Source organism: Vibrio sp. A1-b2 (assembly GCF_021726015.1).
GTDB classification, from domain to species: Bacteria; Pseudomonadota; Gammaproteobacteria; order Enterobacterales; family Vibrionaceae; genus Vibrio; species Vibrio diazotrophicus.
The window spans coordinates 940,994-962,750 of sequence record NZ_JAKKCI010000001.1 but is presented as its reverse complement, the minus strand read 5'-3'; the positions used below and the strand labels follow the sequence as shown (position 1 = coordinate 962,750).

At 43.3% G+C, this 21,757-nt stretch carries 24 protein-coding genes; 15 read left to right on the top strand and 9 right to left on the bottom strand.

The annotated features are described in order from the left end of the window. The first annotated feature begins 95 nt into the window (after nucleotides 1-95). Together gshA and luxS are read left to right on the top strand one after the other, a co-directional pair. Entirely contained in the window at nucleotides 96-1,661 is a 1,566-nt protein-coding gene (gene gshA, locus L3V23_RS04370) for a glutamate--cysteine ligase (RefSeq protein WP_102966080.1), read from the top strand. 113 nt (nucleotides 1,662-1,774) lie between these two features. After that, entirely contained in the window at nucleotides 1,775-2,293 is a 519-nt protein-coding gene (gene luxS, locus L3V23_RS04365; protein WP_042480533.1) for an S-ribosylhomocysteine lyase, read from the top strand. A 70-nt stretch (nucleotides 2,294-2,363) separates the two neighbouring features. Here luxS and L3V23_RS04360 read toward each other — a convergent pair whose 3' ends face one another. Continuing rightward, nucleotides 2,364-3,638 (bottom strand): CNNM domain-containing protein, encoded by a 1,275-nt coding sequence (locus L3V23_RS04360; RefSeq protein ID WP_042480532.1) that lies wholly within the window; start codon nucleotides 3,636-3,638, stop codon nucleotides 2,364-2,366. Nucleotides 3,639-3,738: 100 nt separating this feature from the next. Continuing rightward, complete coding sequence (locus L3V23_RS04355; RefSeq protein ID WP_042480529.1) at nucleotides 3,739-4,533, bottom strand: inner membrane protein YpjD; 795 nt, start codon at nucleotides 4,531-4,533, stop codon at nucleotides 3,739-3,741. A 246-nt stretch (nucleotides 4,534-4,779) separates the two neighbouring features. Between L3V23_RS04355 and ffh the strand changes: the two genes are divergently transcribed. The 5 genes from ffh (at nucleotide 4,780) to rplS (ending at nucleotide 8,418) form a co-directional block, all read left to right on the top strand. Further along, nucleotides 4,780-6,168 (top strand): signal recognition particle protein, encoded by a 1,389-nt coding sequence (gene ffh / locus L3V23_RS04350; RefSeq protein ID WP_042480526.1) that lies wholly within the window; start codon nucleotides 4,780-4,782, stop codon nucleotides 6,166-6,168. Between the two features lie 252 nt (nucleotides 6,169-6,420). Then, nucleotides 6,421-6,669: a 30S ribosomal protein S16 gene (gene rpsP, locus L3V23_RS04345; protein WP_042480523.1), complete on the top strand. Its 249-nt coding sequence runs from the start codon at nucleotides 6,421-6,423 to the stop codon at nucleotides 6,667-6,669. A 27-nt stretch (nucleotides 6,670-6,696) separates the two neighbouring features. After that, a complete protein-coding gene (gene rimM, locus L3V23_RS04340) occupies nucleotides 6,697-7,251 on the top strand; it encodes a ribosome maturation factor RimM (protein WP_042480520.1) in 555 nt (184 codons plus the stop codon). A gap of 25 nt (nucleotides 7,252-7,276) precedes the next feature. After that, complete coding sequence (gene trmD / locus L3V23_RS04335) at nucleotides 7,277-8,023, top strand: tRNA (guanosine(37)-N1)-methyltransferase TrmD (protein WP_102963603.1); 747 nt, start codon at nucleotides 7,277-7,279, stop codon at nucleotides 8,021-8,023. 41 nt (nucleotides 8,024-8,064) lie between these two features. Continuing rightward, nucleotides 8,065-8,418 (top strand): 50S ribosomal protein L19, encoded by a 354-nt coding sequence (rplS, locus tag L3V23_RS04330; protein ID WP_042480514.1) that lies wholly within the window; start codon nucleotides 8,065-8,067, stop codon nucleotides 8,416-8,418. Between the two features lie 109 nt (nucleotides 8,419-8,527). On the opposite strand, the gene degS is transcribed toward rplS, so the two are convergent. The 3 genes from degS to zapG form a co-directional block, all read right to left on the bottom strand. Next, nucleotides 8,528-9,586, bottom strand: a complete 1,059-nt coding sequence (gene degS / locus L3V23_RS04325) for an outer membrane-stress sensor serine endopeptidase DegS (RefSeq protein WP_042480791.1) — start codon at nucleotides 9,584-9,586, stop codon at nucleotides 8,528-8,530. 293 nt (nucleotides 9,587-9,879) lie between these two features. Next, entirely contained in the window at nucleotides 9,880-11,247 is a 1,368-nt protein-coding gene (locus L3V23_RS04320; protein WP_042480511.1) for a Do family serine endopeptidase, read from the bottom strand. Nucleotides 11,248-11,389: 142 nt separating this feature from the next. Next, complete coding sequence (gene zapG / locus L3V23_RS04315) at nucleotides 11,390-11,830, bottom strand: Z-ring associated protein ZapG (protein WP_042480508.1); 441 nt, start codon at nucleotides 11,828-11,830, stop codon at nucleotides 11,390-11,392. Between the two features lie 151 nt (nucleotides 11,831-11,981). Here zapG and zapE point away from each other — a divergent pair, with 151 nt between their 5' ends. From zapE to sspB, 8 genes are all read left to right on the top strand, one after another. Continuing rightward, nucleotides 11,982-13,085, top strand: coding sequence for a cell division protein ZapE (gene zapE / locus L3V23_RS04310; protein WP_102966081.1), 1,104 nt, complete (start codon nucleotides 11,982-11,984; stop codon nucleotides 13,083-13,085). 212 nt (nucleotides 13,086-13,297) lie between these two features. Beyond that, a complete protein-coding gene (rplM, locus tag L3V23_RS04305) occupies nucleotides 13,298-13,726 on the top strand; it encodes a 50S ribosomal protein L13 (protein ID WP_042480504.1) in 429 nt (142 codons plus the stop codon). Between the two features lie 15 nt (nucleotides 13,727-13,741). Beyond that, nucleotides 13,742-14,134, top strand: a complete 393-nt coding sequence (gene rpsI, locus L3V23_RS04300) for a 30S ribosomal protein S9 (protein ID WP_042480501.1) — start codon at nucleotides 13,742-13,744, stop codon at nucleotides 14,132-14,134. A gap of 332 nt (nucleotides 14,135-14,466) precedes the next feature. Next, entirely contained in the window at nucleotides 14,467-15,060 is a 594-nt protein-coding gene (petA, locus tag L3V23_RS04295; protein WP_042480497.1) for a ubiquinol-cytochrome c reductase iron-sulfur subunit, read from the top strand. Continuing rightward, nucleotides 15,060-16,325 (top strand): cytochrome bc complex cytochrome b subunit, encoded by a 1,266-nt coding sequence (locus tag L3V23_RS04290; protein WP_042480494.1) that lies wholly within the window; start codon nucleotides 15,060-15,062, stop codon nucleotides 16,323-16,325. The genes petA and L3V23_RS04290 overlap by 1 nt, the downstream gene beginning before the upstream one ends. Next, nucleotides 16,322-17,059: a cytochrome c1 gene (locus tag L3V23_RS04285; protein ID WP_102966082.1), complete on the top strand. Its 738-nt coding sequence runs from the start codon at nucleotides 16,322-16,324 to the stop codon at nucleotides 17,057-17,059. The genes L3V23_RS04290 and L3V23_RS04285 overlap by 4 nt, the downstream gene beginning before the upstream one ends. A gap of 99 nt (nucleotides 17,060-17,158) precedes the next feature. Then, the gene (gene sspA / locus L3V23_RS04280) at nucleotides 17,159-17,794 is read left to right on the top strand and encodes a stringent starvation protein SspA (protein WP_042480488.1); all 636 of its coding nucleotides are present in this window, start codon (nucleotides 17,159-17,161) and stop codon (nucleotides 17,792-17,794) included. A gap of 12 nt (nucleotides 17,795-17,806) precedes the next feature. Next, the gene (sspB, locus tag L3V23_RS04275) at nucleotides 17,807-18,277 is read left to right on the top strand and encodes a ClpXP protease specificity-enhancing factor (protein WP_102966083.1); all 471 of its coding nucleotides are present in this window, start codon (nucleotides 17,807-17,809) and stop codon (nucleotides 18,275-18,277) included. A gap of 69 nt (nucleotides 18,278-18,346) precedes the next feature. On the opposite strand, the gene L3V23_RS04270 is transcribed toward sspB, so the two are convergent. From L3V23_RS04270 to L3V23_RS04255, 4 genes are read right to left on the bottom strand one after another with little or no spacing between them, the layout of a single operon-like run. Continuing rightward, complete coding sequence (locus tag L3V23_RS04270; protein ID WP_102954435.1) at nucleotides 18,347-18,919, bottom strand: BON domain-containing protein; 573 nt, start codon at nucleotides 18,917-18,919, stop codon at nucleotides 18,347-18,349. A 16-nt stretch (nucleotides 18,920-18,935) separates the two neighbouring features. After that, nucleotides 18,936-19,526: a phosphoheptose isomerase gene (locus tag L3V23_RS04265; RefSeq protein ID WP_042480478.1), complete on the bottom strand. Its 591-nt coding sequence runs from the start codon at nucleotides 19,524-19,526 to the stop codon at nucleotides 18,936-18,938. A 3-nt stretch (nucleotides 19,527-19,529) separates the two neighbouring features. Further along, nucleotides 19,530-19,901 (bottom strand): YraN family protein, encoded by a 372-nt coding sequence (locus L3V23_RS04260; protein WP_042480476.1) that lies wholly within the window; start codon nucleotides 19,899-19,901, stop codon nucleotides 19,530-19,532. After that, nucleotides 19,873-21,693, bottom strand: coding sequence for a penicillin-binding protein activator (locus L3V23_RS04255; protein ID WP_102966164.1), 1,821 nt, complete (start codon nucleotides 21,691-21,693; stop codon nucleotides 19,873-19,875). The genes L3V23_RS04260 and L3V23_RS04255 overlap by 29 nt, the downstream gene beginning before the upstream one ends. Nucleotides 21,694-21,757: the final 64 nt, after the last annotated feature.

Sequence of the window (21,757 nt, the reverse complement as noted above, 5' to 3'; positions counted from 1 at the left end):
GTGCCTCCTGTCTGTCTTCGTAGATTCTTCCACTTAACAAGGTTGAACCGCTAGAGGATTAGGCCGACTCACAATACATATAAGCGAATTTCAATTTGACTAATTTTGCCGAGCGACTTGAACGAGTTGCAAATAAATCTAAAGTATTTCAGCAGTTTGGCCGTGGTGTTGAACGTGAAACATTACGCTATACATCAGATGGTGAGCTGGCTTTGACGCCACATCCTCAATCACTTGGCAGTGCTTTGACGAACCGTTGGGTCACAACAGATTTTTCAGAGTCTTTGCTGGAATTTATAACGCCAGTTTCTAATGATGTTGCAACGTTAATGTCACAATTGAAAGACATACATCATTTTGCTCAGTCTAAGATCAATGATGAGAAATTGTGGCCGTTATCTATGCCTTGCTATGTGGGCAGTGAAGATGACATTAATCTTGCTCAATATGGCTCGTCGAATACCGGACGAATGAAAACTTTGTATCGCGCAGGTCTTAAAAAGCGTTATGGCAGCTTGATGCAGATTATCTCCGGCGTTCATTTCAACTTCTCTTTCCCTGATTCATTCTGGGACGCTTTGTATGGTGAGCAAGATGAAATTACGCGTCAGGATACAAAATCGGAAGCCTACTTTGCGTTGATCCGTAATTACTATCGATTTGGATGGTTGATCCCGTATTTCTTTGGTGCATCGCCAGCACTCTGTTCATCCTTTATTCGTGGCCGCGAAACAAAGCTGCCATTTGAGAAAGTTGGCGGCACTTTGTATCTTCCACACTCAACGTCTCTGCGCTTGAGTGATTTAGGTTATACCAACAGTGCTCAGAGTGGGCTGAAAATCGGCTTCAACGGTTTAAATCAGTATCTTGAAGGATTGAACAGAGCAATCCGTACGCCTTCTACTGAGTTTGCCGAAATTGGTGTCAAAGTGGATGGTGAGTATCGTCAGCTCAACAGCAACGTTCTGCAAATTGAAAATGAACTGTATGCACCAATCCGCCCTAAACGAGTAGCGAAGAGTGGTGAGAAACCATCAGAAGCGTTAGCTCGAGGTGGTGTTGAATATATTGAGGTTCGCTCTCTGGATGTGAACCCATTCAGCCCTGTGGGTGTAACAGAACAGCAAGTCCGATTCTTAGATCTGTTCTTAACATGGGCAGCGCTTTCAGACTCAGATCCTATGGACAGTTGTGAACTGGAATGTTGGAGAGACAACTGGAACAAAGTCATTGTTCAAGGCCGTCAAGTGGGTCTTGAGCTGCAAATTGGCTGCCATGGTGAAAAACTATCGTTACAAGACTGGGCGAAGCGAGTGTTTGCTGATTTACGCCAAATTGCTGAAGTGATGGATGCAGAGCTTGGCGGTAATGCGTATCAGCAAGTGTGCAATGAGCTAGAAACGTGGATCGATAATCCTGACAAAACGTTATCGGCACAACTGCTAGAAATCGTAAAAACGGCCGGTGGTTTAGGTAAAGCTGGGTGTGCGTTAGGTATGCAATATCGTCAACAAAACCTTGAGCATCAATATCAAGTTTATTCAAAAGAGTTGATGGAAGAAGAGGTCATTCGTTCTGCTCAAGAACAACTCAGTATCGAACAACAAGATACGGTGAGTTTTGATGAGTACCTTGAACAGTATTTTGCTTACCTGAAATAAGCAGCTTCACCATTGATGCTTAGATCGCTATCATTAGTAAATAAAATAGTTAGCAAACCATTTATCTGTGCTGGAATAGAATTAAATTCCAGCACCATTGGAGAGAAAGAACAATGCCATTATTAGACAGCTTTACGGTTGACCATACTCGAATGAATGCACCTGCGGTGCGCGTAGCTAAGAAAATGCAAACCCCTAAGGGCGATACTATTACGGTTTTTGACTTGCGCTTTACTATGCCAAACAAAGCGATTTTGTCTGAAAAAGGTATTCATACCCTTGAACATCTATATGCAGGTTTTATGCGTGCACACCTAAACGGTTCAAATGTAGAGATTATTGATATTTCACCAATGGGTTGCCGTACAGGTTTTTACATGAGCCTGATTGGTACACCAACTGAGCAAGAAGTGGCTGATGCTTGGCTTGCAGCAATGCAAGATGTGCTGAAAGTGGAATCTCAAAATAAGATCCCTGAACTGAATGAATACCAATGCGGTACAGCAGCAATGCACTCGCTAGAAGAAGCGAAGGAAATTGCTAAGACTGTTATCGCAGCGGGTATCAGTGTTAACCGTAACGATGAGTTAGCTTTGCCAGAAGATATGCTGAAAGAGCTAAAAATCGACTAAACATCGTCAGATTGCAGATATTAAAAAGGCTTGGTTTACCAAGCCTTTTTTGTGTTCTCAGAAAAGAGATTTACACTTTCTTCGGTTTGCGAGGATGAACTCGAACCAGCTTAATACGGTTTTCTTCCAGCTCAACAATTTCCATCGGATGATTGGCTACTTTGACGCTAATATGGCTTTCCGGGATCTCTTCAAGATGCTCCAGAATTAAACCGTTAAGCGTTCTTGGACCGTCTGTAGGAAGTTTCCATTTCAGGCTCTTGTTGATATCTCGAATGTTCGCACTGCCTTCAATAAGGAAGCTACCATCACCTTGTGGCGTGATTTCTTCAGATAAGCTTGGAGCAATAGACGTGGTAAACTCGCCCACAATCTCTTCCAGAATATCTTCCAAAGTAATCAAACCAATAATATCGCCATATTCATCAACGACTAGACCGATTCGCTCTTTATTACGTTGAAATTTAAGTAGCTGAACGTTTAACGGTGTGCTTTCAGGGATGTAATAAATCTCATCAGCGGCTCGCAGGATGATCTCTTTGCTCAGTTCGCTTTTCTCCAACACAAAGCGAGATGCTTCACGTAAACGCAAGATACCTACGGCTTCATCTATTTGGTCACGATACAAGACTACACGACCATGAGGAGAGTGAGTTAACTGACGAACAATGGATTTCCAGTCATCATTAATATTGATCCCCGTAATTTCATTACGTGGAATCATAATGTCATTCACCGTCACGTGCTCAAGGTCAAGAATCGACAACAGCATATCTTGGTGACGACGAGGAATAAGACCACCTGCTTCGTTTACGACTGTGCGAAGCTCTTCAGAACTCAGATGATCATCGCCACTGCTTAAGTTCTTTACGCCCAATAGACGAATAAAACCGTTGGTAATAAAGTTTACGAATACGACTAATGGTGCAAAGACTTTCATCAGTATTGTCAGCAGAACACTGCTTGCGTAAGAGACCTTCTCAGGGAACAACGCAGCTAATGTTTTTGGTGTGACTTCAGCAAAGACAAGTACCACAAGAGTCAACACACCTGTTGCGATAGCAACACCGTAGTCACCATACAGACGCATACCGATAATCGTCGCAATCGCAGAAGCGAGAATGTTGACTAGGTTATTACCGATAAGAATTAGGCCAATAAGACGATCTGGACGACTAAGTAATTTCTCAACTCGTTTTGCACCTTTGTGCCCTGTGTTGGCGAGGTGCTTTAAACGATAACGGTTGAGAGACATCATGCCTGTCTCAGAACCGGAAAAATAGGCAGAAATAACGATAAGACACGCAAGCAGCGCAAATAAAATACCCGTAGAGATATCGTCCAAAACGATCTTTTTCCTTATAACAGATTTAGGTAAATAAACTTTATTAATTAATGGATTATGATAAGCGGGAAGTCAATCAAGACAACTCGCAAAACGTTACTCAGCTTAGGATGATTTCTCTGACAAATCGGCTACCAAAGTAAGCCAGAGTCAGAAGTGTTGCACCGGCAACTGCAAACCATGTCACCTTTCTTCCTCGCCAGCCTTTTTGGTAATGGCCCCAAAGTAAAATGGAGTAAACCACCCAAGCTATAAAGGAAAGTATCGCTTTGTGTGCTTTACCTTGAGCAAACATATCCTGAACGAAAAACCAACCAGTGATAAGAGTACCAGTTAGTAGCAAGTTGCCAATCAGAATTATTTTAAACAGTTGACGTTCAACCATCAGCAATGGTGGCAAATTAGGGTTAATTGCTAAAGCTTTTTTCTTTTTCAATTTGTAATCGAGCCAAGCAAGTTGCAACGCATAGAGCGCGCCAATAGACAAAGTCGAGTACGAGAACAGAGCCAGTGATATATGAACGAGCAGTTTAGGGTCGTTTTCCAAGTGCGTAATGAAAGTACTCGGTAGAAATGTTGCGGCCGAGACATTAATAGCTGAAAAGCTATAAACCACAGGCAACAAGAACCATAAGCGAGTTTTAAACATCGCTACGCTCATGACTAGAGAGATAATAAAGCTAATCAGTGACGCAACGTTGAGCATACTCAAGTTTTGCCCAGTGACATTGAGAATCAGATCTCCAAGCAGCCAAGCATGAAAAACAAGTGCTAAGAAAGCAGAAATAAAAACTGACTTTGCTCTTATACCTGTGTGGTTGACTAGGCTAGGCACTATGGTTGCGATCGATAAAACGTACATTAGAGTGGCAACGATAGCGATTAAGTTATCCATACTTCTCACATAAATGGCTGCTGAATTAACGAATTATACATTGCATAACCCTAATGAGCTACGGTGGATCTTGATTGATTTTTGATAGTTGAGATCTCACAAAGTTAACCCAATCTAGAAGACAAACCTCAGTGTTCCCAGTTATAGAGATGTCTGCGTTCCCAGTTGTGGGGATTAGGGTATGCCTATGGACTTGGCTAAGGTATACTCACAACAATTAATCGCCGTACCGCGAAGAGAATAAAGATGTTTGAGAATTTAACGGATCGACTATCCAAGACGCTGAAAAATATCAGCGGCAAAGGACGTCTTACAGAAGACAATATTAAAGAGACCCTACGTGAAGTTCGCATGGCACTATTGGAAGCTGACGTTGCACTTCCTGTAGTTCGTGATTTCGTAAACCGTGTTAAAGAGAGCGCGGTAGGTGTCGAAGTTTCTAAATCGCTGACCCCAGGCCAAGAATTCATCAAGATCGTACGTAGCGAACTTGAAAAGGTCATGGGTGAGTCCAATGAAGCGCTTAACTTAGCCGCTCAGCCACCGGCTGTGATTCTGATGGCAGGTTTGCAAGGTGCTGGTAAAACAACCAGTGTTGGTAAACTGTCTAAGCTATTAAAAGAGCGTGATAAGAAGAAAGTGCTGGTGGTTTCTGCCGACGTTTATCGTCCAGCGGCGATCAAACAGCTAGAAACTTTGGCAACAGATCTCGGTGTTGACTTCTTCCCGTCTTCAGCTGACCAAAAGCCAATTGATATTGCGAATGCGGCTATTGACCATGCGAAGAAAAAATTCTACGACGTATTGATTGTCGATACAGCAGGTCGTCTTGCTATCGATGAACAAATGATGGCAGAAATCAAAGACCTGCATAAAGCGATCGACCCTGTTGAAACGCTATTTGTTGTCGATGCGATGACAGGTCAAGATGCGGCAAACACGGCTAAAGCATTTGGTGACACACTTCCACTAACGGGTGTAATTCTTACCAAAGTGGATGGTGATGCTCGTGGTGGTGCAGCTCTGTCTGTACGTCATATCACTGGAAAACCAATTAAATTCTTGGGTGTGGGTGAAAAAACTGACGCTCTAGAACCATTCCATCCAGATCGTGTTGCTTCCCGTATTCTAGGTATGGGTGACGTTCTGTCACTGATTGAAGACTTGCAACGTAATGTTGACCAAGATAAAGCGGAAAAGCTAGCTAAGAAGTTTAAAGAGAAAAAAGGCTTCGACCTAGAAGACTTCCGTGAACAACTTGGCCAAATGAAAAACATGGGCGGCATGATGGGCATGCTGGATAAGCTTCCGGGCATGTCTCAGCTTCCTGCCGGTGTTAAAGATAAAGTTGATGACGGTATGTTCAAGCAGATGGAAGCCATTATCAGCTCTATGACGATGAAAGAACGTCGTAACCCTGATTTGATCAAAGGTTCTCGTAAGAAACGTATTGCGTCAGGTTCCGGTACACAGGTGCAAGACGTTAACCGCCTATTAAAGCAATTCACTCAGATGCAAAAGATGATGAAAAAAATGCAGAAAGGCGGCATGAAAGGCATGATGCGCAACATGCAAGGCATGATGGGCGGAATGGGAGGTATGGGCGGAGGCGGTGGCGGTTTCTTCGGTCGTTAAACTAAGCCCAGACCTCGATTTGTTAAGTTGAGAATATTGTTTGTTCAAAAAACGTTCTCAACTTTTCAAAGTGTTATCAAGGTCACAGTAATTTACCCCTGCTTTTGGTGGTGAAAATTTAGCTAAAAACCTTGCAATGCCTCGGAATAAGAGTAAAATTCCGGGGCTTTATTTTGGCACGAGACCCCAAGCTGTTTTATCTAAGACGGTTACTGGGGTTAATTTTATTTTTGAGAAAGCAAAGAGGACGACATGGTAACCATTCGTTTGGCACGTCACGGCGCTAAGAAGCGTCCATTCTATCAAATCGTTGTTGCAGACAGCCGCAACGCAGCTACTGGCCGCTTCATTGAGAAAGTAGGTTTCTTTAACCCTACTGCTACTGGTCAAGAAGAAGGCCTACGTCTAGATCTAGACCGTGTGAACCACTGGGTATCACAAGGCGCTACTGTATCTGACCGCGTAGCTAAACTAGTTAAAGACGCTCAAAAAGCGGCTTAATTCTTACATTTAGTGAGTAACTAGTTTATGTCGATGAAAGGTAAAGAAACAATGAGCAAACAAAACGAGAGAATTGTTGTAGGCAAGTTTGGAGCTACTTACGGCATTCGTGGTTGGCTTAAGGTTTTTTCCTATACAGACAATCCGGAAAGTATTTTTGATTACGCCCCTTGGTTTGTTAACCACAAGGGTGAGTCAGTTGAATATAAAGTAGAAGGCTGGAAGCGTCACAACAAAGGTCTTGTAGCAAAACTAGAAGGTCTTGATGTTCGTGAAGATGCGCATCTGCTGACGAACTTTGAAATTTCAATTGATCCTGCAGTACTACCAGAATTGCCAGAAGATGAATTCTACTGGCGTGAATTGTTCGGCATGCAAGTGGTAACCACCCAGGGCTACGACCTTGGTAAAGTTACTGACATGTTAGAAACAGGCTCGAACGATGTTCTCGTAGTTAAAGCAAATCTGAAAGATGCTTTCGGACAAAAGGAACGATTAATCCCGTTCCTTGAAGAGCAAGTGATCAAGAATATTGATCGCACAGCTCAACGGATCGAAGTTGACTGGGATCCAGCGTTTTAACTCTAAAATATAAGGCAAAGAACACATGTGGGTTGGCGTTATAAGCCTATTTCCTGAAATGTTCCGCAGCATTACAGATTTTGGAGTCACAGGCCAAGCGGTTAAAAAAGGGTTGTTGTCTGTTGATACATGGAATCCTCGAGATTTCACTCACGACAAACGTCGCACTGTCGATGATAAACCCTACGGTGGTGGCCCTGGCATGTTAATGATGGTACAGCCTTTGCGCGATGCTATTCATGCTGCCAAACAAGCCGCACCGGGAAAGACGAAAGTCATTTATCTTTCTCCTCAAGGTCGAAAGCTCGACCAGCAAGGAGTTGAAGAGTTGGCTACAAATGAGAATCTTGTTCTTATCTGTGGTCGCTATGAAGGGGTAGATGAACGCATTATTGAATCTGAAGTTGACGAAGAATGGTCAATTGGTGATTTTGTAATGACGGGTGGGGAAATCCCAGCCATGACGTTGATTGATTCAGTATCTCGGTTTATTCCGGGGGTACTTGGAGATTTCGCGTCAGCAGAAGAAGATTCTTTTGCCAATGGCTTGTTAGATTGTCCACACTACACGCGTCCTGAAGTGCTAGACGGAAAAGAAGTACCAGCGGTACTGAAATCCGGCAATCACGAGGACATTCGTCGCTGGCGACTGAAATCGTCGCTAGGCCGAACTTGGTTAAGACGTCCGGAGCTCCTGGAAAACCTAGCTCTGACTGACGAACAGGAACAATTGCTGGCTGAGTTCATTAAAGAAACTCGGAATAACCGGTAACCTATTAAATTTAGTATCAGTTTATTCTAGGAATTTAAAAAATGAGTAACATCATCAAAGCTCTTGAGCAAGAGCAAATGAAACAAGACCTACCTAAATTTGCACCAGGTGACACTGTTGTAGTTCAAGTTAAGGTAAAAGAAGGTGAACGTGAGCGTCTACAGGCATTCGAAGGTGTTGTAATCGCTATCCGTAACCGTGGTCTACACTCTGCATTCACTGTACGTAAGATTTCTAACGGTGAAGGTGTTGAGCGTACGTTCCAAACTCACTCTCCTGCTATCGGCGGAATTGAAGTTAAACGTCGCGGTGCAGTACGTCGTGCCAAGTTGTACTACCTGCGTGAGCGTTCTGGTAAGTCTGCTCGTATTAAAGAGAAACTTGCTAAGAAGTAATACTTCATATCGCATTCTCATAAAAAAAACGGAGCCAGTTGGCTCCGTTTTTTATACTTCTAATTCGACTAAGATACGCAATAAACACTTCATTATCATGAATCAGAGATTAGCGAGTGTCTTCCGAAATTGTTACTGGTACGGTGATTTCTTCACCTTTGCGTAATAATGTAAAGTTCGCAACTGTTCCTGGTCTCAGGTTGGTGACGAGATCCATTACGCTTTGGCGACCATTGATTTTGTGATCGTCAATCTTCAAGATGATATCACGGGGTTCAAAGCCAGCTTTAGCCGCCGGACCATTCGGGTCTACAGCTAAAATAATGATTCCGCCAACATGTTCGCTGCCGAGTAAGCGTGAGGTGACAGAATTAATGTCTTGGCCGTCCACGCCGATGTAGCCACGAATTACACGTCCATCTGCAATGATCTTTTCCATGATGGTATTGGCAAGCGCATAGGGTATGGCAAATGAAATACCGTAGGTTTCTAAATCTGTAGCTTGTTGGAAAGAAGCGGTATTGATACCGACCAACTCACCCTGAGTATTGACAAGAGCACCACCTGAATTACCTTCATTGATGGCTGCATCAGTTTGAATAAAAGCTTGTCGACCATCAGCGCTGATTGAAGAGCGACCAGTGGCAGAGATAATACCAAATGTAGTGGTTTGCCCTAGGTTGTATGGGTTGCCAATAGCCAGCACAACATCGCCAACCTTAGCTTGATAGTTAGGATTAAGGGGGATAACAGGTAGATTATTGCCTTCAACGCGTAATACGGCGATATCGGTTCTTCTGTCTTTACCAACCAGCTGAGCCGCTGCTACTCGTCCATCTTGCAGAGCAACAATGATTTGGTCGGCTTGAGCGACAACGTGATAGTTGGTAATGATGTAGCCTTTCTCACTGACGATAACACCTGAACCCAAACCCTGAGTCGATAATTTGTTGCGATTGTTTTCTGAATATTTACGACTATAGATATTAACCACTGCTGGTGCGGCCTTACTCACTGCACTATTGAATGAGATTTGCAGTGACGTAATGTCAGTGGATGCATTGCTGCGTTTAGGAAGAATATTTTCTCGTAAAGATGGCATTGCAGCGATAATGATAGCAGCAGTAACCAAGCCTATCACAACAGAACGAAGCAAAACTTTAAGCATAATTTCCCCAAAATCAACGCAGCTATATCCTTCCTTCTCAATAGTGCAGTTGCGATTTCGAGGTTTATTATTCTCGATTACATAAGATATATGTAAGGGGAATTATTCACCAGCCGTTTGCCTGCAATACCAAGTTGTTTGGGTATAATCGAGTGAGCTATAAATAGTTGTATCCGAAAAGGTTTAGGATACTGTTATAGAAACGAAGAATAGCATTACCCGACCCAATAACAAAAGGACCACATCAAATAGTGGTCCTTCTACGTGTTGTATTAACAATAAAGCTCTGAGTTTTATCTAACAACTAAGTAAATAGTACGATCACCACGTTGAATATTCAGCGCTAGGATACTTGGGTTTTTATCCATTATTGCTCTTAAATCCGCGATATTTTTTACCCGTTGTCTGTTCACTCCAATAATGATGTCATCAGTCTTAAGTTGATAACTTTCGGCTGGTGAGTCTTTCGCAACACTTGTCACTTTTACACCTTCAATAGGGTCGGTGGCTGTTGTGTTGCTTAATTCCGCACCTTGTAGCCCTTGGTGTAGATTGTCTGCCTTAGTCTTAGCATTGGTAGCTTCACCAAGTGTGACTTCATAAGTTTTCTCTTTACCTTCACGAATGATGCCCAGTTTTACTGTTTTACCTGCACCTAAAGTAGCGACTTTGGCTCGCAATTCGGAGAAGGTTTCTATCTTCTTACCGTTTACAGAAACAACAATATCACCCGCTTTAAGGCCTGCTTTATCTGCTGCACTGTCTGGCACTACTTGGCTGACAAAAGCCCCTTTAGTAGATGAATACCCCATTGCCTCAGCAAGCTCAGAAGTAACTTCACCACCTTGTACACCTAGCATGCCGCGTTTCACTTCACCAAACTCTAAAATTTGACCGGTGAGGTTTTTCATCATATTTGAAGGGATGGAGAAACCAATGCCTACGTTCCCACCATTTGGACCGAGAATCGCAGTATTGATACCGATCAGTTCACCGTTTAGGTTTACCAATGCGCCGCCGGAGTTACCGCTGTTAATCGCTGCATCGGTTTGAATGAAGTTTTCGAAGTTTTCTATATTCAAACCACTTCGGCCGAGTGCTGAAACGATACCAGACGTAACTGTTTGACCAAGACCGAATGGGTTACCGATCGCTACAGCGAAATCGCCGACCCGAAGTTGATCCGAATCTGCAATCTTAATTTGCGTTAGGTTTTCTGCTTTTTCTAGTTTCAGTAAAGCAATGTCAGACATTTCATCACCGCCAACAAGCTCGGCATTCAGTTCTCGACCATCATGCAATTTAACGCGAATTTTTTCTGCATTGTTGATGACGTGGTAGTTAGTCACAACGTAGCCTTTGCCCGCATCAATAATGACTCCAGAGCCTAGCGCTCTAAATGGGCGCTCTTGCATCTGTTCAACGGGGAAGTCTGGACCAAAGAAGAATCGGAATTGTTCTGGAAGCCTCTGTCTGGAGACTTGGGTACCTTCTACTGCAATGCTTACCACTGCTGGTGTGACTCTCTCGAGCATAGGCGCCAAGCTAGGCATTTGCTCTCCATTCACAGATACAGGCAGTGCCGCAGTCGCTGGCATTGGTGTAATGATAGAACTTAAGCTTAAGGATAGGACCGTTAAAGCAAGCAAAGGTTTTTTCATCATGAAACTCCTCATTGATAAGTATCTGGTCGTGAATAATATTTGTGCTAAATATCAAACTTCAACAGACTCAGTGAGAGTTATGACTCAAAAACCTTTTTAAAGTTCACTTGAGATTGGTTGTTATCAATATGAGTGTCAATTAGCTCGCTTTGACATCAATAACATCTGAAGAACGAAGAATGGTTTTTTCTTCATTCTTTAGTAGTCCCGTAGCACCTAAAGCGTAGTCTTTTGGTTGCTCTTCTAAAGTATCGTCGGTAGCGCTTTCATCTTTTTGTTGAGCAATTTGTTTAACAAACGGGTTATCTTGCTCAGGAAGATTCGGAAGTAACTCACTAGAGGTCTTAGACATATGCTGATAAAGCTTAGTGTAGTCTTTACCAAGTGTATCGAGCATTTCTGCTGTTTGGGCAAAATGATCAGCGAGCTCTTGACGTTGTTGCTCAAGGGCGTACTTCGCACCGTCTAAATCTTTTTGTAAGGATTTCTGTGCCTTATATTGAGGCGTGGTTAAACGAGAAATCACAACGCCAGCAACGAGGCCGACTAACAATCCAACAATCGCATAAATCCAAGGCATAACAGCTCCTTATTGTTGTTATTTAACATGTTTTTTACCAGCTGGTTACACATGCGTATGTCTCATGGTACTATGACTCCCCGAATGGATAAAGCAAAAAGCATGTGCTCTACATTGCAGTTTCTTCCCCTCTTTCTTTGAGCAGATAGTCATGACTCCGAAGCAGCGATACGAACAAGATTTAAAAAGGTCGGATTTTCAACAAGATGAAGCGCAAGCTATGGCTGTGAATGCGCTGGATGACCTTTATCATCAGTTAATTGATTACGTGAATACACCAGTGGTCAAACCATCTCGTTGGCAAAAACTACTGGGAAAGAAAGAAGAGAAACCTGAACTTCCTAAGGGTTTGTATTTTTGGGGGGGAGTAGGGCGCGGTAAAACGTATTTGATGGATACGTTTTTTGATGCTTTGCCAACAGATAAAAAAATGCGGGTTCATTTCCATCGCTTTATGTATCGGGTACATGATGAATTAAAACTTCTTGATCATGTCAGCGATCCACTGGAGCTTATTGCTGATAAATTCAGTAAAGAAGCCGTGATTATCTGTTTTGATGAGTTTTTTGTATCTGATATTACAGATGCAATGATTTTAGGAACGTTATTTCAAGCCCTGTTCCAGCGCGGTGTTGTTTTGGTTGCAACGTCTAATATTCCGCCTCATGACCTATATAGAAATGGTTTGCAGCGTGCTCGTTTCTTACCCGCTATCGCTCTGATTGAAAAATACTGTCATATCTTAAATGTTGATAGTGGTGTGGATTACCGTCTAAGAACATTGCAACAAGCGGAAATTTATCATTATCCGCTCGATGCTAAAGCTTCTGAGAACTTGAACAAATACTATGAACAACTTGCTGGAAGCGAAAAGCCGAAACAGCATCAGATAGAGATTAACCACCGCACTATTGATGTGATTGAAGCTAACGACGGTTTGCTCTATGCGTCATTTGAGCAACTGTGTCAGACGGCTCGGAGTCAGAATGATTATATTGAGCTGTCAAAACTCTACCACACGGTTTTACTCGCTGAAGTTAAACAGATGGATCGTACCATTGAAGATGCGGCGAGACGCTTTATTGCGTTGGTTGATGAGTTTTATGAGCGGAATGTGAAGCTTATTATTTCAGCTGAAGTACCGTTAGAACAGCTCTATACACAAGGTCAGTTGGAGTTTGAATTTAAGCGTTGTCAGTCTCGTTTAATCGAGATGCAAAGCCATGATTACCTAGCTCAGGAACACTTAGCGTAAGCCTTACCAAATTGATAAGGAAAAATGACTTTTTTGTATAAAAAGAGGTGATTTTTCCTTCACTCTTCTTTATAATCCTGCGACCCACCGTTACTGCAGGTCTTTTTAGGCCGGGAGTACCACCCACTCGAAGGGGTGTTGTCTGGGCTCTTAGACAGTGGGAGCAATTTGCTCCTTTAAGTGTAAATTTTAATTAACGGGTTATTATTAGCATGAAAACATTCGTTGCTAAACCAGAAACTGTAAAACGCGACTGGTATGTTGTAGACGCTGAAGGTAAAACTCTAGGCCGTCTAGCAAGTGAAATTGCATCTCGCCTACGTGGCAAGCACAAAGCTGAATACACTCCACACGTAGACACTGGTGATTACATCATCGTTGTTAACGCGGAGAAAGTTGCTGTAACTGGTAACAAAGCTAAAGACAAAATGTACTACCGTCACACTGAATTCCCAGGTGGCCTAAAATCTTTCAGCTTCGAGAAGCTGATCGAGCGTAAGCCTGAGATGGTACTTGAGCTAGCGGTTAAAGGTATGCTTCCAAAAGGTCCTCTAGGCCGTGCTATGTACCGTAAGCTTAAAGTTTACGCAGGCGCTGAGCACAACCACGCTGCTCAACAACCTAAAGTACTAGACATCTAATTGGGGATATCGGAAATGGCAGAGAATCAATACTACGGCACTGGCCGTCGCAAAAGCTCAGCTGCACGCGTTTTTATTAAACCAGGCAGCGGCAACATCGTAATCAACAAGCGTAGCCTTGATGAATACTTCGGTCGTCCAACTTCTCGCATGGTTGTTAAACAACCTCTTGAGCTAGTTGAGATGGTAGAGAAACTAGATCTATACATCACTGTTAAAGGTGGCGGTATTTCTGGTCAAGCAGGTGCTATCCGTCACGGTATCACTCGCGCTCTTATGGAATACGATGAATCACTACGTCCTGCACTACGTGCGGCTGGCTACGTTACTCGTGACGCTCGTTGCGTTGAACGTAAGAAAGTTGGTCTACGTAAAGCACGTCGTCGTCCACAGTTCTCAAAACGTTAATCTTTCTTTATTGGAAGATGTTCGTTGGTCCAGTTTTACTGGATTGGGACAAAAAAAAGCTCGGCTTACGCCGGGCTTTTTGTTTTTCTTCTCTTATGAAAAATTTCATTTATCAATAATCACTTCCGAAACTTTTACAGCCTTACTCCCTTTTGTGACGCAACTTAGGGTTTGCTTCACGAATGTTACAAAAAGGTAGCTTTATCTTGTCAAAAAGTAGGGTTTTATTTATCATTTGCCGTCAAATAAATACAACTAAATTAGTATTTTGTTAGCCATGCTCTTAAGCGGAATAAAAGCAATCCACAAGGAGCAAATGGGAGAATGTCTGGATGAGCAATGCGCCTTTGAACAACAGTCGCAGACGTTTCTTAACTGCGACAACTGCGGTTGTCGGTGGGTTAGGAGCGGCGGCAGTTGCTGTACCTTTTATAAAATCTTGGAACCCAAGTGCGAAAGCAAAAGCGGCCGGCGCCCCTGTCGAGGTTGATGTAAGCAAACTCGAGGAAGGGCAAATGGTTCGTGTTGAGTGGCGAGGTAAACCTGTATGGGTTGTTCGTCGTTCGCAAGTAATCGTTGACGCTCTTAAAGAGCACGACAATCAATTACGTGATCCGAACTCTGGTGAAGAGCAGCAGCCGGATTACGCTCAAAACACTTATCGCTCAATTAAGCCTGAATATTTCATCGCTGTGGGTATCTGTACGCACTTAGGTTGTTCACCAAGCTATTTGCCAGATTCTTTCAGCGAGCAAGTCCAAGGCGTTAAGTCAGGTTTCTTCTGTCCTTGCCACGGTTCGAAGTTTGATATGGCTGGACGAGTGTTCCAGGGCGTTCCTGCACCACTGAACCTGGTCATTCCGAAGCATATGTATTTAAGCGATACAAGAATTGTCATCGGTCTCGATGAAACAGGGGAGGCATAATGCAAGCTCTACTTGATTGGGTAGAAAAACGTCTACCCGCGATGAACGCGTATAAAAAGCATCTTTCTGAATATCCAATGCCGAAGAACTTCAACTTTTGGTACCTTTTTGGTTCCTTGGCGATGCTGGTGCTTGTAAACCAGATCCTAACGGGTATTTGGTTGACAATGAACTACGTTCCTTCTGGTGAAGGTGCCTTTGCTTCTGTTGAATACATCATGCGTGATGTGGAGTTCGGTTGGTTGCTACGTTATATGCACTCAACGGGCGCTTCTGCATTCTTCGTGGTTGTGTATCTACATATGTTCCGTGGCCTAATCTACGGTTCATACCAAAAGCCTCGTGAACTTCTTTGGTTGTTCGGCATGCTAATTTTCTTAGTGCTGATGGCTGAAGCGTTTATGGGTTACTTGCTACCTTGGGGACAAATGTCTTACTGGGGTGCACAGGTAATCATTTCTCTGTTTGGTGCGATTCCTGTAATCGGTGATGACTTAACACTATGGATTCGTGGTGACTACGTTATCTCTGGTGCAACGTTGAACCGTTTCTTCGCCCTACACGTAATCGCTTTACCAATCGTGTTACTCCTGTTGATTGTGCTGCACATTCTTGCTCTGCATGAAGTGGGTTCAAACAACCCTGATGGTATCGAAACTAAACTGCCAAAAGGCTCTATGGGTGACGATTACCAATCACAGTTCAAGTTCCACGATTACTACTCGAAGAAATACGACATTATCGATTCTATTCCTTTCCATCCTTATGGAACGGTAAAAGATATGGTAGGTGTTGCTGGCTTCTTGTTCTTGTTCAGCTATGTGTTGTTCTTCAACCCAGAAATGGGTGGATACTTCCTTGAGCCGCCTAACTTTGAAGCAGCAAACCCACTGAAAACACCAGCGCACATCGCGCCAGTTTGGTACTTTACTCCGTTCTATGCGATTTTGCGTGCAGTTCCGGATAAGCTAATTGGTGTTGTTGCGATGGGTGCATCGATTGTCGTGCTATTCCTATTGCCTTGGTTGGATCGTTGTAAAGTTCGTTCTTACCGCTACCGCAGTAAGTTGCATTTAATCAACATTATTCAATTCACCATTTGTTTCATTGCTTTAGGTATCCTTGGTGCGCTACCAGCGACTCCAACTTATACCTTACTAGCTCGAATCTTTAGTTTAGGTTACTTCATGTTCTTCGTATTGCTGTTCTTCTACAGTAAAAATGAAGCAACCAAGCCACTACCAAAGAGGGTGACATTCAAATGAAGAAATGGATTGTAATTTTGTTTGCATTGTTGCCTTCGATGGTGATGGCAGCAGGTGGAAATGTACATTTAGATAAAGCAGAGAATGATTTATCTGATCAGGCGTCATTGCAACGTGGTGCCAAGTTATTCATGAACTACTGCTTTGGTTGTCACTCAACGCAATACCAACGTTATGAGCGTGTTGCTAATGACCTAGGTATTCCAGCAGATTTGATGAAAGAGAATCTTATTTTCAACCCTACCTCTAAGATTGGTGAGTTGATGGAGAACGCGATTCCTGACAAATCCGCTGCGAAATGGTTTGGTGCTCCACCGCCAGATTTGACATTAGTCGCACGTGTACGTGGTGCTGATTGGCTGTATACCTATTTGCGTTCATTCTATGCGGACCCAAGTCGCCCATTTGGTGTAAACAATATTGTTTTCCCAAGCGTTGGTATGCCACATGTTCTTGAAGAGCTGCAAGGTACTCCGGAACCTATCTTCGATACTCATGTAGTCGATGGTGAAGAAGTTAAGGTTGTGATTGGTACTAAGTCTCAAGGTAACGGTGAGTTAAGTACTGGCGAGTTTGACCAAGCCGTTCTGGATTTGGTTAACTTCTTAGAGTACTCGGGTGAACCTGTTAAATTGGAACGCCAAGCTATGGGTTGGTGGGTATTCGCATTCTTAGTTGTGTTCACTATCGTAGTAGTAGCACTTAAGAAAGAATATTGGCGTGATGTGCACTAATTGTGCTATTATACCGCGCTAAATCCTAGTATTTAATTCTGCAATGGGGGCTTAGCCTCCATTGTTTTTTGTGTCTGTGTAAGTGTGCTGGAGGGCTCCATGGCTGTAGCTGCCAATAAACGTTCTGTGATGACTCTATTTTCAAGTGCATCTGATATGTATAGCCATCAGGTTCGTATTGTGCTGGCTGAAAAAGGTGTCAGTGTTGAGGTTGAGTTGGTTGATGAAGATAACCTACCAGCTGATCTAGTTGAGCTTAACCCATACAAAACGGTACCTACTTTAGTCGATCGTGAGCTTGCGCTTTATGATTCAAAAATCATCATGGAATACCTTGATGAACGTTTTCCGCATCCACCACTAATGCCTGTATATCCGGTTGCTCGTGGTAATAGCCGTTTGATGATCTATCGTATCGAAAGAAACTGGTATTCACTTGCTGAGAAAGTCGTAAATGGCAAGGGTGAAGAAGCGGAATCTGCACGTAACAAACTACGTAACGACTTGCTAACTCTAGCACCAGTATTTGCTGAATATGAATACTTCATGAGTGAAGAGTTCAGCCTAATTGATTGTTACTTAGCACCGCTATTATGGCGTCTACCAGTTCTGGGTATTGAGCTAGTTGGCCCAGGTTCGAAAGAGCTTAAAGTTTATATGAACCGTGTATTTGAACGCGATTCATTCCTAGCTTCTCTAACTGAAGCAGAACGCGAGATGCGTCTTGCTCGTTAATGGTTGTATTTGATGGATATTGATCAAATGACACCTCGCCGACCATATATGCTGCGAGCATTTTATGATTGGTTGCTAGAAAACGATTTGACTCCTCATCTTGTTGTAGACGCGACGATGCGTGGCGTACGAGTTCCAATGGAATACGTACAAGATGGACAAATCATCCTCAATGTGGCACCTCGTGCGGTTGGTAACTTAGAGCTAGGTAACGATGAAGTTACTTTCAATGCTCGATTTGGTGGCCGACCACAAGTTGTTGTTGTTCCGTTGTATGCCGTACAAGCAATATATGCTCGTGAAAACGGTGCCGGAACCATGTTTGATCCAGAGCCAGCTTACGAGCAAGAACTGGATTCAGATATGATTGTGGAAGATGTGACAGACGAAAACATCGAAGTTGAAACTTTTGTTGATGATGGCCCTTCAGATGATGAGCCACCTCGTCCAAAAGGCAAACCAAGTTTGCGTGTTGTGAAGTAACAGGTCGTGAAGTAATACTATAAAGCAGCTCAATGAGCTGCTTTTTCTTTATGAGATTTTTATTTGCTCTTACTCAGCGCCATATTCGAAGGCTCTGATGACCTGTTTTACGCCAGAGATGTTACGGGCAATTTCTGTCGCTTTATCCGCATGCTCATGAGAGACATAGCCAAACAAATACACTTCTTTGGCTTCTGTAATCACTTTAATCTTTGTACCGTTAAGGTCGGAATCTGCGAGTAGTGCTGATTTTACTTTGGTTGTTATCCAACTGTCGTTACTTATTGCACTCACAGACAAAGGCTCAGCAATTTTGACCTGATTATGCAGCGTTTTCACACCTTTAACTTTCTGTGCTTGGGCAATAAATTGGTCTAGCAATTCGGCATTTCTCGCTTGACCGAGAAGAACGACGGTTCCTTGATATGAACTTGCGACAAATCGAGCAGCACCTCTGTAAGGCGCTTTGTTACCAAGGCCAGCTACTTCAAACTCAATTTGGTTGTCGTTCCAAATCTGCTGTGTCGTTCGAGGATCTGTTACCAAATTCGCGGTCGTCGCAGCACCAGCAATAAATAACCCGGCACACCCTGACAAACTCATTGTGGCGCTTAATATTAACGCTAGGCGGAGAGACTTCATAACAAACCTTCTACTGTTATTCTTCGTGGGATGGGAATAGCACTTGATCAACCAAATCACACAGGCAATGCAGTGTGAGCATATGTACTTCGTGAATGCGTGCGGTACGGTGAGATGGAATGCGAATTTCCACATCATTCTCACCTAGTAACCCAGCCATTTCACCACCATCTTTGCCAGTCAGGGCTATGATAGTCATATCACGAGTTACGGCCGCTTCCATTGCTTTGATGATGTTTTTACTGTTACCACTGGTTGAAATAGCAAGTAAGATATCGCCCGGCTGACCGAATGCGCGAACTTGTTTAGAGAACACTTCTTGGTAGTGGTAGTCATTAGCTACTGCTGTAAGAGTAGTGATATCTGCCGTTAAAGCCATGGCAGGTAAACTAGGACGCTCAGTTTCAAAACGGTTAAGTAAACAGGAGACAAACTGTTGAGCGTTAGAAGATGAACCACCATTACCACAACAGAGAATTTTGCTTCCGTTCAACAGGCTAGCAACAATCGCCTGTGAGGCATGTAAAATAGCATCTGGCAGTGCTTCTGCTGCTGCGATTTGAATCTGAATACTTTCAGTGAAACTGTCTTTAATGCTTTCTAGCATTGATTATCCTTCGGTAATTGCGTTTTTTATCCACTCGATATGACTACCATTACTATGGATGGCGACCACATCAAATCTAAAATCTGTAGCGTCGGCGTTTAAGCCTTGCTTGAGCATCCACCAATTGGCCGCTTTGATCAAGCGGTGCTGTTTCTGTCGGGTCACACTTTCCGCTGCGTGACCATAAGCCTGACTGTTGCGATACTTAACTTCGACAAAAACTATGGTGTTGTTTTCTCTCATTATTAGGTCTAACTCACCACCTCGGGCAAGGAAGTTCTTATCTATTAGAGATAAACCTTGGCGGCGTAGATATTCTGCCGCCATCTGTTCAAACTGTTGGCCTTTACTGCGCTTGCTCAGAAGTAGCGCCATGCTCTGCCCAACTGATTTCGCGTTGTACTACACATTGGCCATCAATGCTGAGTACACCTGTCTGACCATCAATAGTATATCCTTCGACGGTTTTCATTTGTGGAAGTTCAACCATTAAACGATAAGCATCCATACCCAGAGCTTGTAATCGTCGCTCTGCGTTTGAATCTTTAGGCCACAAACGCTCCATCTGCTCAGAGATTTCTGCCTGAGGATGAATAAGAAGTGGAATATCACTGTAGCTGACGCCAGTTAAGTCTTCATACTGACGACCACCGCCGTTACTTTTCGAATTCGAGTAAAGTTTTGGTGGACGAGTGTCCGGGTTAATCGCTACTTCAATAAATGGCTTAATCAGAGTGAGTTCATCACTGCTTGCAACTATGTATACTGCATCGATATCGCGACGGCTACGAGGCTGACTCTCAAGTTTAATGTTGAGTAAGCCTTCCATCTGAGCGATGTTCTGCTGACTATCTTGCAAACCAAATACATTGTTTATATTGCGTTGAAGCTGGCGTTTGTCACCAAACAGGTTCACAGCCACTTTGTTGTTACTGTATTTACGCCATTCATCATTGAAAGCTTCAACAACGCGTTCGCCATAACTGCTTTGAGGTGCAAGAATCAAAGGATATTGCGCACCTTCAGCCGCGAGGTGTTTAGCCGCTTGTGCCACTTCCTGCTCCGGAGACAGTGCGAGGTAACAAATATCCGTGCCTTCGATCAATTCATCTGGAATGTTCAATGCAAGACTTGGGATCATGCGATCTTCAGTTCCGTGTTGCTGCTGCATCTGTGCGATATTTTCTTTAAGCAGAGGACCAACGATGAAATCAATCTGTTTCTCTTGGACTTTTGCTTTTATTGTTTCTAAAGACTCTGAGTTGGTATCGATGATGGTAAGTGTCGCGTTATCTTCACGCTTTTCGTCATTCATCATTGCCATGATGAAGCCGTCACGAATTAACTGAGCTTGCTTATCAAACTTCCCTGTTAGCGGCAGCAATAGCGCAGTGTTTACAGGTTGGATGATAGTGAGATTTAAGATGTCGGTAATCGATTTAGGCGTATATTTTGCAGCCGGATGATCGGCATTTTCTGCCAGCCATTTCTCAAGGGTGTTCTTCAGTTGTGGGATATCGTTGCCGAACGTCTTCACGTAGATAGCCAGTTGTAACCAGCCGTCTAAAATTTCTTCTTCCGGTTGCGCCGTCAATTGAGTGATAGTTTGACCTGAATAACGTTGTAAATTAGCCCAGATTTGATCAGAAACTGCTTCTTCTTGATCGTTCGGGATCAGACCATACAGTGCAGACAACTCGCGGCTCGTGTCAAAAGGGCGATCAAGTGCGGTAAAAATATCTGCTCTCATTTGATGGTATTGAACCCATTGCGAATCAGCTAATGCCCATTGAGCGTTAAAATTAAGCTGATTTAACGCCTGGCTGTACTGTTCAGCATTCATCGAAAGCTGAGCTTTGCCCATTTGCCATTCGGCTTGTTGAACGTCACTAAGATTCTGTTTTGACAGTCGATAAATGAGTAACTGAGCTTGCTCTGTGTTGTTACTCGCGATAGCGGCTTTCATGGCCATAATTAACCAGTCATTCTGCAAGCTACCCTGGCTACTATCAGCTTTCATAAGATAATTTTGCGTCGGCTGGTTCGCTTCAGCGGTGATATCAACATATTGAGGTGCTGAAGGTTTAGACGAACAAGCTGCTAACGTGATTGCTAATGCAACTGGAGCGAGTAAGCGTGGTACACTGATTCTCTGATGGTTATTTATAGCCATGAGTTCTTTTCATTATCCCGAGTGAAATTGTCTCTATATTAATCGTTGAAGTGATGGT

What these genes read in the sequence shown, in the direction of transcription:
- L3V23_RS04265 (WP_042480478.1), bottom strand. Translation starts at nt 19,526, where the DNA reads ATGCTAGAAAGCATTAAAGACAGTTTCACTGAAAGTATTCAGATTCAA.
- L3V23_RS04290 (WP_042480494.1), top strand. Translation starts at nt 15,060, where the DNA reads ATGCAAGCTCTACTTGATTGGGTAGAAAAACGTCTACCCGCGATGAAC.
- rpsI (WP_042480501.1), top strand. Translation starts at nt 13,742, where the DNA reads ATGGCAGAGAATCAATACTACGGCACTGGCCGTCGCAAAAGCTCAGCT.
- rpsP (WP_042480523.1), top strand. Translation starts at nt 6,421, where the DNA reads ATGGTAACCATTCGTTTGGCACGTCACGGCGCTAAGAAGCGTCCATTC.
- rimM (WP_042480520.1), top strand. Translation starts at nt 6,697, where the DNA reads ATGTCGATGAAAGGTAAAGAAACAATGAGCAAACAAAACGAGAGAATT.
- zapG (WP_042480508.1), bottom strand. Translation starts at nt 11,830, where the DNA reads ATGCCTTGGATTTATGCGATTGTTGGATTGTTAGTCGGCCTCGTTGCT.
- luxS (WP_042480533.1), top strand. Translation starts at nt 1,775, where the DNA reads ATGCCATTATTAGACAGCTTTACGGTTGACCATACTCGAATGAATGCA.
- petA (WP_042480497.1), top strand. Translation starts at nt 14,467, where the DNA reads ATGAGCAATGCGCCTTTGAACAACAGTCGCAGACGTTTCTTAACTGCG.
- L3V23_RS04285 (WP_102966082.1), top strand. Translation starts at nt 16,322, where the DNA reads ATGAAGAAATGGATTGTAATTTTGTTTGCATTGTTGCCTTCGATGGTG.
- trmD (WP_102963603.1), top strand. Translation starts at nt 7,277, where the DNA reads ATGTGGGTTGGCGTTATAAGCCTATTTCCTGAAATGTTCCGCAGCATT.
- L3V23_RS04355 (WP_042480529.1), bottom strand. Translation starts at nt 4,533, where the DNA reads ATGGATAACTTAATCGCTATCGTTGCCACTCTAATGTACGTTTTATCG.
- rplM (WP_042480504.1), top strand. Translation starts at nt 13,298, where the DNA reads ATGAAAACATTCGTTGCTAAACCAGAAACTGTAAAACGCGACTGGTAT.
- L3V23_RS04260 (WP_042480476.1), bottom strand. Translation starts at nt 19,901, where the DNA reads ATGGCGCTACTTCTGAGCAAGCGCAGTAAAGGCCAACAGTTTGAACAG.
- sspB (WP_102966083.1), top strand. Translation starts at nt 17,807, where the DNA reads ATGGATATTGATCAAATGACACCTCGCCGACCATATATGCTGCGAGCA.
- zapE (WP_102966081.1), top strand. Translation starts at nt 11,982, where the DNA reads ATGACTCCGAAGCAGCGATACGAACAAGATTTAAAAAGGTCGGATTTT.
- L3V23_RS04320 (WP_042480511.1), bottom strand. Translation starts at nt 11,247, where the DNA reads ATGAAAAAACCTTTGCTTGCTTTAACGGTCCTATCCTTAAGCTTAAGT.
- ffh (WP_042480526.1), top strand. Translation starts at nt 4,780, where the DNA reads ATGTTTGAGAATTTAACGGATCGACTATCCAAGACGCTGAAAAATATC.
- rplS (WP_042480514.1), top strand. Translation starts at nt 8,065, where the DNA reads ATGAGTAACATCATCAAAGCTCTTGAGCAAGAGCAAATGAAACAAGAC.
- degS (WP_042480791.1), bottom strand. Translation starts at nt 9,586, where the DNA reads ATGCTTAAAGTTTTGCTTCGTTCTGTTGTGATAGGCTTGGTTACTGCT.
- sspA (WP_042480488.1), top strand. Translation starts at nt 17,159, where the DNA reads ATGGCTGTAGCTGCCAATAAACGTTCTGTGATGACTCTATTTTCAAGT.
- L3V23_RS04270 (WP_102954435.1), bottom strand. Translation starts at nt 18,919, where the DNA reads ATGAAGTCTCTCCGCCTAGCGTTAATATTAAGCGCCACAATGAGTTTG.